This window comes from Nonomuraea sp. NPDC003804 (genome assembly GCF_040610675.1).
Taxonomy (GTDB): Bacteria; Actinomycetota; Actinomycetes; order Streptosporangiales; family Streptosporangiaceae; genus Nonomuraea.
On the sequence record NZ_JBEXMT010000034.1, the window covers coordinates 33767 to 45664 of the forward strand.

Here is an 11898-nt window from a genome sequence, read left to right on the forward strand (position 1 = left end):
TCACGCCCTTTCCTGCCGGGGCAGCCTGGTCAGGGCCACCTGCTTGTCCGGTTGCCGGCCGCGCAGTTCCTCCACCAGCGCGGCCATGCCCGCCACCGTCGGGACCTGGAAGAGGCTGCGCATGGGCAGCCTGACGCCGAGCTTCTTCCTGATGAGGGCGATCAGCTGGACGGCGACGAGTGAGTTGCCGCCGAACTCGAAGAAGTCCTGCTCGACGCTGACCTGCTTGGCGCCGAGCACCTCGCCCCACAGTCCGGCCAGCGTGCTCTCCAGCTCGTTGCGCGGCGCGACGTGGTCGGCGTCCAGGGCCGTGGCGGCCTCCCCTGCCGCGGCCGCGTCCAGCTCCTCGGCGACGGTGTCCTGGGTCAGGTCGCGGACGCCCGCGACGAACTCCTCCAGCGGGGTGGCGTTGACCACGACCTGGGTGCCCAGGCCGACCGACAGCAGCCGGCGGAAGGCGTCGGCGCCGGCGGCCGGCGAGATGCCGGACTTGGCGCCGTCGAGGTCCATGGCCATGCCGGCGGCGGCCGACTCCTCGTCCACGGCCTGGTCCTCGACGCTCTCCTTGGCCCCGTCGTCGACGGACTGGGTGACGGCCGCCGTGTCGATCCTGCGCAGCACGAAGTCGGAGATCGTCAGGACCTTGCCGCCGTCGTCGTCGTAGAGGGTGTAGTCGGCGGCGACGATCTCGCCCCCGCCGCCGTCGCGGCGGACGGCGTGGCTCCACACCCGCGGTGGGATCGGGGCGTGCACCACGAGCCTGCCGTAGCCGAGCGGCAGGTACGGGTGCTCGGCCGAAGGGTCGAGGAAGGCGGTGGACTCGTCGAGCAGCGCCGGGTGGATGGTGAACGTCCCGGTCTCGGCCGCGACCTGCGGGCCCGCCTCCAGCCGGGCCAGCGCCTCGTTCTGCCCGAGGTGGATCGAGCGCAGGCTGGTCCAGTGCGGGCCGAACGACAGCAGGCCGGAGGCGGAGGTGAAGATGCTGGAGACGTCGTCGGTGCCGGTCAGGGAGCAGCGGGCGCGTACGTCGGCCAGGTCGTCGGTGTGCTCCTGGTCGGTGCGGACCCAGGCCGCCGCGCCCCTGGCGTGCTGGTGGGAGCGGCCGCCGACGACGCTGACGACCTCGAACTCCATGCCGTCGCCGCTGGGGGTCAGCAGCACGCGCAGCTCGGCGCTGCCGCCGTCGGCCACCGGCAGCGGCGCGACGAAGGCCACGTCGCGCAGTTCCATCCGGTAGCCGGGGCCGGGGCTGGGCACGCTGTCGCGGAAGGCGGCGGCGGCGCTCTCCAGGTAGGCGGTGCCCGGCATCACGGGCACCGCGCCGATGCGGTGGTCGGCCAGGAGCCAGTGGGTCTCGGGCGCGACCGTCCCGCTGTACCAGGGGGTGCGGCCCGGGGTCTCGTGCCGGTGGGTGAGCACGGGGTGGGCGAGCGAGGAGACCCGGTCGCCGCGCTGCAGCGCGCGGAAGGCCACGGGCGCGGCGACCTCGGCCGCCATCCCGACCTCCAGCCAGGCGCCCCAGTTGACCGACAGCACCCGGCCGGGCCAGGTGTGGGCGTAGGCGTCCATGAAGGAGTTGGCGCCGCAGTAGTCGACCTGGCCGAAGCCGCCGGCGACGGCGGTCACCGACGAGCACAGCAGCACGAAGTCGAGGTCGAGGTCGCCGAACGCCTCGCGGAGAGCGATCGTGCCCGCCAGTTTGGGCGCCATGACGAGGTCGGCCGCCGCGCGCTCCTTGACCTCGGCCATGCCGCCGCCGGGCAGGCCCGCGGCGTGGATGAGGCCGTCGACGCGGTCGAACCTGTCGACGGCGGCCGCCCTGACCCGCCGGAGCGCGTCGGGGTCGGTGACGTCGGCGGCCAGGACGAGCACCTCGGCTCCCGCTGCCTCCATCCTGCGGACGGCACGGACGGCGCGGCCCGTGCGGTCATCGGCCGGTTCGAGGGCGTCCCACTGCTCGCGCGGGGGCAGCCCCGACCTGCCGAGCAGGACGAGCCTGGCACGCAGGCGGGCGGCCAGGTCCTCGGCCAGGGTCAGGCCGATGCCGCCGAGGCCGCCGGTGATGACGTAGACGCCCTGCTCGCGCAGGTTCGCCGGCTCGTCCGTGGCGGTCAGCGGCACCTGCTGGTAGCCGCGCACCCAGCGGCGGCCGGCCCGCAGGGCCACGGGGGACGGCGGCACGCCCTCCTCCGGCTCCTCGGGCGTGGCGGCCAGCTCGGTCAGCAGGGCCGCCAGGTCGCCGGTCGGCGACTCCAGGTCGATGTGGCGCACCGACAGCCAGCGGGCCTCGAGCGGGACGACCTTGGCGATGCCGGCCACCGTGGCGTGCTCGGGTCTGGTCAGGTCGGGGCCGGTGACGCCCTGGGTCGCGGCGGTGACGACGTCGAGGTGGACGTCGTGCTCGCGCTCGGCCTGGGCCAGGGCCTGAACGAGGCCGAGCAGGCTGTGGAAGCCCACCTCCTGGGCGTCGAGGGTGTCCTGGACGCCGGTGGCCGGCGCGCCGTCGAGTGCCCAGGCGTGGATGACCCGCGCCGGGACGCCGACGTCGGCCAGCAGCGTCTCGTAGTCTTCGCGGTGGCCCGGCCTGAGGGAGACGGTGCCGTCGGCAGCCACGCCGTAGGCCTGGCCGGGAACGACCGGCACGACGTCGGCGCCTGCCGTCCGCAGCGCCGCCACCAGCGGCGCGGCGGCCTCGCCGGCGAACACGACCTGGCGGCCGGTCCAGGTGGCCGGGCTCGCGGTGACGGCCAGGGGGGTCTGCCGCCAGGTGGGGACGGAGTACCACTCCTCCGGTGGGAGCGCGCCCGCCCGCGGCGGCAGCGGGTAGATCAGCTGGGAGTCGATGGGCGTCTGGACCCAGTGGTGGGTGCGCTCGTAGGGGTAGGCGGGCAGCGGGACCCGGCGGGCCGGGTCGCCGAAGGCGTCGGCGTCGAGGGGGACGCCGCAGGTCCACAGCTCGCCCGCCGCGGCGTAGAGCACCTCGAGGTCCTGCTTGGGGTCGGCGGGGCCGGGCAGGCTGGCCAGCGGCGCCGGCCCGGTGCGCGGCAGCTGGGTGCGGGCCAGTCCGACGAGCTGGCGGCCGGGGCCGCATTCCAGCAGGCGCCACTCCCCTTCGGCGGCCAGGGTCGCCACGCAGTCGCCGAACCTGACGGCCTCGCGCAGGTGGCGGGTCCAGTAGGCGGGGTCGACGGCGTCTTGCGCGGTGATCCAGGTGCCGGTGACGTTGGACAGGAACGGCATGCTCGGCGCGTGCCGTTCGGCCTGGGCGACGATGTCGTGGAAGTCGCCGAGGACGGGGTCCATCATCGGGGAGTGGAAGGCGTGCGAGGTGCGCAGCCGGGTGTGCCCGACGCCGGCCTCCTCCAGGTGGGCGGCGAACTCCTCGACCAGGCTGGTCGGCCCGGCCACGACGCAGGTGCCGGGGCCGTTGACGGTGGCGATCGACAGGCCGTCGGGCAGCTGCCGGCGCACCTCGTCCTCGTCCAGGCGCACGGCGAGCATCGAGCCCTCCGGCATGCTCTGCATGAGCCTGCCCCTGGCGGCCACCAGGCGCAGCGCGTCAGGCAGGTCGAAGACGCCTGCGCAGGTGGCGGCGACGTACTCGCCGATGCTGTGGCCGATCATGGCGGCCGGCTCCACGCCCCACGAGCGCCACAGCTGTGCCAGCGCCCATTCGAGGGTGAACAGCGCGGGCTGGGTGAGCGCGGTGCGGCGCAGCTGCTCCTCGGCCTGCTCGCGCTCGTCGTCGGCGGGGAACATCAGGGTCCTGATGTCGCGGCCGAGGTCCTCGTGCAGGAGTTCGGCGCACTCGTCGACGGCCGCGGCGAAGACCGGCTCGGTGCGGTACAGCTGGGCGCCCATGCCGGCGTACTGCGCGCCTTGCCCGGAGAACAGCCAGGCCACGCGCGGCTTGCCCGCCTTGCCCTTGACCAGGCGGCGCGCGTCACGCAGCGCGGCGACGGCGTCGGCGGCGTCGGCGGCGACCACGGCGGCGCGGTGGGTCATCTCGCGCCGGCCCTTGCGCAGGGTGAAGGCCACGTCGGCCAGGTCGATCTCGGCGCCGTCCAGCCGGTCGGCCAGCCGGCGCACGGCGGCCTCCAGCGCGGTGGGCGTGCGGGCCGACAGCTGCAGCAGGTGGGCGGGGCGCGGCTGGGTGGTGGGCACGGCGGCGGGCGGCGCCTGCTCCATGACGATGTGGGCGTTGGTGCCGCCGATGCCGAAGGAGCTGACGCCCGCGCGGCGGGGGAAGCCGTCGGTCTCCCACTTGGCCAGCTGCGAGGCGACGTAGAAGGGGTTGGTGCCGAAGTCGATGCGCGGGTTGGGCTTCTCGAAGTGGAGGTTCGGCGGGATCATGCCGTTCTCGACGGCCAGCACGGCCTTGATGAAGCCGGCGATGCCCGCGGCCGGGCCGAGGTGGCCGATGTTGGTCTTCACCGAGCCGATGCCGCACCAGCCGGCCTCGTCGGTGTCCCGGCTGAAGACGCTCGACAGGGCGGCCACCTCGATCGGGTCGCCGAGGGCGGTGCCGGTGCCGTGGGCCTCGACGTAGGTGACGGTGCGCGGGTCGACCTGGGCGACGCCCAGCGCCAGCGAGACGGCGGCGGCCTGGCCCTCGGCGCTGGGGGCCGAGAAGCCGACCTTGGTGGCGCCGTCGTTGTTGATGGCGTTGCCGACGACGACGGCGCGGATGTGGTCGCCGTCGGCGATGGCGTCCGACAGCCGCTTGAGGACGGCGACGCCACCGCCGCCGCCCCAGATGGTGCCTTGCGCGGCGGCGTCGAAGGTGCGGCAGTGCCCGTCGCCGGCGTAGATGCCGTCCTGGTGGTACTGGTAGCCCCACTCGGCGGGCAGTTCCAGGGAGACGCCGCCGGTCAGCGCCATGTCGCACTCGCCGGCGCGCAGCGCCTCGCAGGCGACGTGGACGGCCACCAGCGAGGAGGAGCAGGCGGTGTGCATCGTGACGCTGGGCCCGCGCAGGTCGAGCTTGTAGGAGACGAGCGTCGCCAGGTAGTCGGGGTGGTTCCCGGTGAAGACGGCGAGGTTGCCGACGGAGGCGAACACCTTGCGGTTGGGGCGGATGTACAGCCATTGGTATTCGTCCGACCCGATGGTTCCGTAGACCCCTACCTCCCCGTGGTAGCGGGACGGGTCATAGCCGGCGTCCTCCAGAGCGGTGTTGGACAGCTCGAGGAACATCCGCTGCTGCGGGTCACGCAGCTCGGCCTCCCTGGGAGACATCCCGAACAAGGCCGCGTCGAGCCCGCCGTAGTCCTCGGCCACCGAGGCCGCCCGCACGAAGGTCGGATCGTCGAGCATGTAGTCGGGGACGCCGAGCGCCTCCTGCTCCTCGCGCGTGTAGAACTTGACGGACTCCACCCCGTCGACCAGGTTGCGCCAGAACGCGGGCACATCCGCGGCGCCTGGCACTCGGCAGGCCAGGCCGATGACCGCGATGGGCTCGACGGCCTGCTCGGGTACGTGGTTCGCCGGACCGGTCATTCCTTGTTCTCCTGTCTGGCCTGGTAGGGCCTGCGAGATGACGGTCGTGCCTGGCGCGCCGCGATGCGTCGGGCGGCGCGCTCCGGTCCGGCCGTGCGGCGCTCGCCGTCGAGGTGGGCGGCCAGCGCGCGGACGGTCGGGAAGCGGAAGAGGTCGACGATCGGCACGTCCCTGCCGAGCGCGGCGGTGAGACGGGCCTGGACCTGTGCGGTGGCGAGCGAGTGCCCGCCGATCTCGAAGAAGTTCTCGCCGGCCGAGATCCTCGGCCTGCCGAGGATCTCGCGCCAGACGCCGGCGATGAGCCGTTCGGTGCCGGTGGCGGGCTCCTCGCCGCGCCGGGGGGCGGGCCTGGGCGCCGGCGCGGGCAGCGCGGACCTGTCCACCTTGCCGTTGGGGGTCAAGGGCAGCGCGGGCAGCAGGACCAGGTCGGCGGGCACCGCGTGGTCGGGCAGGCAGGCGCGCAGGTGCCGCTGCAGCTCGCCGGCCTGTGTCGCCGCGCTCGCCGGTACGGCGTAGGCGCGCATGACCTGGCCGCCCGGCTGGTCGACGGCCACGGCGACGGCGGCCCGCACGCCGGGGTGGGCCAGCAGCGCGTGCTCGATCTCGCCCAGCTCGACCCGGTAGCCGCGGATCTTGACCTGGCCGTCCTCCCGGCCGGCCACCACCACGCCGCCGTCGGGGTCGTACCTGCCGAGGTCGCCCGTGCGGTAGCGGCCGGTCACGCCGTCGGCCTCGACGGTGAAGCGCTCCTTGGTGAGGTCCTCGTCGAGGTAGCCGTCGGCCAGGCGGCGGCTCCTGACCACCACCTCGCCCAGCTCCCCTGCCGCGGCGGGCGCGCCACCGGCGTCCAGCACCAGCAGTTCGGCGCCGTCGACGCCGTGGCCGACCGGCACGGGGTCGCCGCTGTCGCCGCCCGGCCCGATGATCCCGGAAGTCCCGGAGTTCCCGGTCCCGGTGACCCCGGTGATCCCGGTGATCCCGGTGATGAGGTGCATCGCCTGGATCTGCGGCGTCTCGGTCGTGCCGTAGGCGTTGACCATGCCGGCTCGCGGGGCGACCTTCGCGAACCTGGCCACGTCCGCCCGGGTCAGCCGGTCGCCGCCGAACACCGCCAGCCGCAGGTCCGGCAGTGGCGTGCCCGCCGCGGCGACGAGGGTGGCCAGCTGCGGGGTGAGGTGGGCGACGGTGACGGCCTGGTCCCGCAGCCACGCCGACAGCCTGGCGGGGTCGCGGACGTGGTCCTGGTGGGGCACGCACAGGCGGGCGCCGAGCACGAGCGGGGTGAACGCGTCACGCAGCAGCGGGTCGTGCGCGAGGCCCGCCAGCAGGGCGAAGGTGTCGCCGGCCGTGAGCTCGAAGGCGGCGGGGTACCAGGCGAGGAAGCGGGCCAGCGGCCGCTCGCCGGTGCGGACCGGTTTGGGCGCTCCGGTGGTGCCGGAGGTGAAGGACAGATACCCTCGCCGCTCCAAAGGCACGACGGGGAGCTCGTCCCCGGGGCGCGCGCCGGGGGCGGCCGGCTGGCTGAGGAGGGGCAGCCGGTCCAGCTCGGGGGGGACCGCCACACCCTCGCAGGCGATCATGGCGTGCGCGCCGGCCGCCCTGGCCTGCGCCTCCAGCCTGGCGGGCGGCAGCGCGGAGTCGAGGACGGCCCAGCGCGCCCCCGCCGCCAGGACGCCCAGCAGCAGGGCGGGCAGCTCGGTTCGCCGGGCGGCCAGAACGGCGACCGCCTCCCCCGGCCGCACCGCCGCCGCGACCCGTGCCGCCGTCGCCGTCACGGTCGCGGCCAGCGCGGCGTAGGTCAGCTCGCCGCCTTCGCCGCTGACGGCCACCCGCCGCGGATGGGCGGCCGCCTGCCGCAGGACGCGCTCCACGATCCCGGAGCCGCTCCAGCCGGGCAGCGCCGCCGTTCCCCCCGGCAGCGCCGCCGTTCCCCCCGGCAGCGCCGGAACGCCGCCGGGCGGCGCCGGAACGCCGCCGGGCGGCGATGCGGCACCGGGCAGGACAGCGGGCGGCGCCGCGGTCCCGCCGGGCAGGACAGCGGCGTCGTCGGGCGGGTCGATCGTGGCGGGGCGCAGGGCGGCGTGCCGTACCGGCTCGTCGGGCGCGGCGACCAGGTCGCCGAGCAGCCTGAGATAGCCCGCCAGCAGCGCCTCGACCCGCTCGGCCCGGAACAGCCGCGGGTTGTAGACGGCCTGCAGGACGTGGCGGCCCTGCCGCTCGCCGACGTACAGGGTGAGGTCGAACAGCGACCCCGGCAGTCCGGGAGGCAGCGGGGTGGCGGTGATCCCGGGCAGGCTCAGACGGGGCTCGGTGAAGTCGTACATGTTGAACAGCACCTGGATGAGCGGGTTGCGCGACAGGTCACGGCCGGGGCCCAGCCGGTCGACCAGCCGCTCGAGCCGCACGTCGAGGTGGGCGAGCGCGTCCGACAGCGTCGCCTGGCAGCGCGTCACGTGCGCGGCGAACGCCTCGCCGTCGGCCACGCGCATCCGCACGGGCAGCATCTGCACCAGGCATCCGGCCATCGGCTCCAGCGCCGGGTCGCGCCGGTCGGCGACGGGGGTGCCGACGACGAGGTCCCGCTGTCCGGTCAGGCGGCGCAGCGCCTGGGCGAAGGCGGCCAGCATGACCGTGTACGGCGTGGCCCCCAGACGCGCCGCGAGCGCCCGGACGGCGGCGCTGACCGCCGGGTCCGCCTCGGCGCTCGCGCTCGCGCCCTCGAAGGTCTGCACGGCCGGCCGCGGGTGGTCCCTCGGCAGGTCGAGCACGGTCGGGGCGCCGTCGAGGTGGGCGCTCCACCAGTCGAGGTCCGCCGTGGCCTCCCTGCCGCCGAGCCAGGCGACGTAGCCGCCGAACGTCGCGGGCAGCGGGGCGAGCGCTTCGCCGCGGTAGGCGCGGCCGATGTCGTCGTAGAGCACCGACTGCGACCAGCCGTCGAAGACGATGTGGTGCGCGGTGACGGCCAGGACGTGCTCGTCGCCGCCCAGGCGCAGCAGGCGCGCCCGCCACAGCGGGCCCTCGGCCAGGTCGAACGGCTCGGCCGCCGCGGCCTGCAACCGCTCGCGCACCTGCTCCCCGGTGACCTCTTCCACGGGAAGCGGCACCTCGCCGGGCGGGTCGACGGCGACGGCAGGGACACCGCCGGACTCCGGCACGCGCCACCTGAGCACCTCGTGGCGGCGGGCGACGGCGGCCAGGGCGGCGCGCAGCGCGCCGACGTCGAGCCTGCCCGACAGGCGCTGCGCCATCGCGATGTTGTGGACGGGCGTTCCCTGCGCGAGCCGTTCGACGAACCACATCCGCCGCTGGATCGCCGACAGCGCGGCGGGCGCGACCCCGGGCGCCTCGTGCAGCGGCGGCGCGCCGGCCACGCGCGCGGCGATGCCCCCCACCGTACGGCCGGACAGCACGTCCTCGACGGCGATCTCCCTGCGCAGCCGGGCCCGCAGGCCCGCGGTCAGGCGCATGGCCAGCAGGGAGTGCCCGCCGGCCGCGAAGAAGTCGTCGTCGAGCCGGGGCTCGGCGCTCTCGAACGTCCCGGCCCACACCGCGGCGACGGCGCGCTCCTCGGCGCTTCGCGGCAGCCCGCCCCGCGCCGGTGCCGAGGACGGCCGGTGGGCGCGCAGTGCCGCCATGTCCACCTTGCCGCTGACCGTCATCGGCAGGACCGGCAGGCGCACCACCCTGGTGGGCACCATGTAGGCGGGCAGCGTCCGCAGGCAGTGGGCGCGCAGCCCGGCCAGGTCGGGGGCGTCCGCGGGAGTCAGGTAGGCGGTCAGCTCCTTCAGCCCGCCGGCCCCGGTGTCCAGGTCGACGACGGCCTGGCGGACGCCCTCGTGGGCGCGCAGCACGGACTCGATCTCGCCGATCTCGACACGCTGGCCCTGCACCTTGACCTGCCGGTCCAGGCGGCCGAGGAAGCCGATCCGGCCGTCGGCGTCGAGCACGACCCTGTCGCCGGTCCGGTACATGCGTGCGCCGGGCGGGCCGTAGGGGTCGGGGACGAACCGCTCGGCCGACAGGCCGGGCCGGTCGAGGTAGCCGCGGGCCAGCTGCGGGCCGCCGATGTAGAGCTCGCCCGGCACGCCGGCAGGGCAGGGGTCGAGCTGGTCGTCCAGGACGTGCGCGGTGCAGCCCGGCAGGGCGTGGCCGATCGGCAACGGCCGGTCCCATGCGCCCTTGAGCTCGGTGCCGACGACGCACACCGTGGTCTCGGTCGGGCCGTACCAGTTGTGGAAGCGCCGCCCGCCCGGCCTGGCCCAGCGCGCGACCTGCTCGGGCCCGGCGGGCTCGCCCGCGGTGAGCAGGTCGGCGAGCGAGGGCAGCCGGTCGGGGTCCAGCAGCGGCAGCAGGGCGGGCGGGATGGTGCCCCAGGTGACCTCGTGGCCTTCGAGGAAGCGCTGGAGCCTGGCCGGGTCGACCCTGTCCTCGTCGGGCACGAGCATGACCGATCCGCCCCTGGCCAGCGGGGCGAAGATGTCGAGCACCGACACGTCGAACCCGAGCGCGGCGAAGCCGATCGAGCGGCAGCCCTCGCCCAGCTCGAACCGCCCGCCCGCCATCGTGACGAAGGCGACCACCGCGTCGTGGCTCACCACGACGCCCTTGGGCCGTCCCGTCGAGCCCGAGGTGTACAGGACGTAGGCCGCGCCGGCCGGGTGGGTGCGCCGCGCGGGCGGCTCGGGCGCCGCGCCGGCGTCCGGCGGCAGGAGCACGACGGGGGCGTCCGCCAGCGTCCGGTCGCCGGCGGGGTCGGCGACGACGAGGTCGATGGCGGCGTCCTCGACGATCGTCAGCAGCCGTTCGCGGGGGTGGGAGGGGTCCAGCGGCACGTAGGCGCCGCCGGACAGCAGGACGCCCAGCACCGAAACCAGCAGGTCGGGGGTGCGCCTGGCGCAGACGCCGACGCGCGTCTCGGGGCCCACCCCGTGCCCGCGCAGGCGGTGCGCCAGCGCGTTGGCGGCGCGGGTGAGCTCGCGGTAGGTCAGGCGCCGGTCCCACTGGCGGACGGCGACGGCGTCGGGCGTGCGGTCGGCCTGGGCGGTGACCAGCTCGTGCAGGAGCGGGCCCGGCTTCACGTCGGTCATCCGGTCCGGCCCTCCAGCGTGAACAGCGCCGGTCTGGCCGGCCCGTACGGCACGGCGACCGCCGCCTGCGCCTGGCCGCGCGGGGTGTGCAGGGGCAGGTGGAGCACGTGCCAGCCGTCGACCTGCCACGGGCCGCCATCGCCGAGGTCGGCGAAGGGGCCCGGCGCGCCGCGGCCCGCGCCCGCGACGAGCGCCCGCCTGGCCGTGACGGCGCGCTGGGCGAGCCAGTGCCGGTCCTCCTCCGCCGCGTCCTCGATCTGCTCGCGCTCGCCAGGGTCGAGCTCGGACAGTTCGACGGGCTCGGCCGCGGTGGTCAGCCGCAGGGCCACGCCCGCCCGGTGGTCGCGGGTGACGGCGATCAGGGTCAGCCCGCCGGTTTCGGCGATGCCGGCCACAGGGGTGCCGCCGTAGCGGCTCAGCACCTCCTTCGCGTCGGCCGGGCGGTCGGCCAGCCAGAGGTGGACCTCGTCCGCCTCCGGTCCGTCGACCTGTTCCGCCTGGTCGGCGGTGATCAGGTGGGCCAGCTCCTCGGGCGCGTCCTTGACGAACAGGTGGCCGGCGCGCACGGTGCGCAGCCCGAAGCCGGCGGCGGTGTGCCGGGCCCAGCCCAGCATGTCGGGCGGGGCCACCTCGCCGTCGTGCAGACCGGCCACGGCCACGACGGGGGTGTCCAGCGGAGGTTCGGGGGTGTACCGGTAGCGCTTGATCCAGGCCATGTCGGATCGCAGCAGAGGCAGCATCAGCTCGCGCAGCTCGGGCTCGTCCCTCAGCTCGGGCAGCGCGCCGGCGCGCCGTACGAGCTGGTCGATGAACGCCTCGTCGGGCAGGTCGGCGGTGGCCGCCAGCGGCACCCTGAGGTGGGGCGGGTGGGCGGCGCCCACGTACAGGCGCGCGGGCGGGGGCAGGCCGCGGCGGCGCAGCTCCCTGACCACCTCGAAGGCCAGCCGCGCGCCCATGCTGTGCCCGTACAGGGCGTAGGGGGAGGTGGTGGCCGGGGCTATCTGGTCGGCGACCTCCTCGACGGTGAAGGCGGGCGGCTCGGCGAGCCGGTTCTCCCTGCCGGGCAGCTGGAGCGCCACCACCTGGAGGCCGGTGAGGGCCCGCTGCAGGGAGGAGAAGGCGCTGGCGCCGCCGCCGGCGAAGGGGAGGCAGAACAACGTGCGGGCGCGGCGCGCGGTGGCCTGGAGGGGGCCGCGCGGAGCCACGGTCAGCTGGCCGCTGATCGCTGCGCACCTCCCCCGCCGCGTCGGGTGTCGCGTGCGACGGTGAGGACGGGACTGGGTGGCCAGGGTGTCGGTCGCGCAGGAGGGGA

3 protein-coding genes are annotated in these 11898 nt (G+C 75.6%); all 3 read right to left on the minus strand.

Translation table 11 applies throughout. The features are described 5' to 3' along the window. Genes ABZX22_RS36285 through ABZX22_RS36295 form a run of 3 tightly spaced genes read right to left on the minus strand, consistent with a single transcriptional unit; the run spans position 1 to position 11791 of the window. Entirely contained in the window at positions 1-5499 is a 5499-nt protein-coding gene (locus tag ABZX22_RS36285) for an SDR family NAD(P)-dependent oxidoreductase (protein ID WP_354918597.1), read from the minus strand. Continuing rightward, positions 5496-10586, minus strand: coding sequence for an amino acid adenylation domain-containing protein (locus ABZX22_RS36290; protein WP_354918600.1), 5091 nt, complete (start codon positions 10584-10586; stop codon positions 5496-5498). Before ABZX22_RS36290 ends, ABZX22_RS36285 begins: the two co-directional genes overlap by 4 nt. After that, positions 10583-11791, minus strand: coding sequence for a thioesterase domain-containing protein (locus ABZX22_RS36295; protein WP_354918603.1), 1209 nt, complete (start codon positions 11789-11791; stop codon positions 10583-10585). The genes ABZX22_RS36290 and ABZX22_RS36295 overlap by 4 nt, the downstream gene beginning before the upstream one ends. Positions 11792-11898 lie beyond the last annotated feature (107 nt).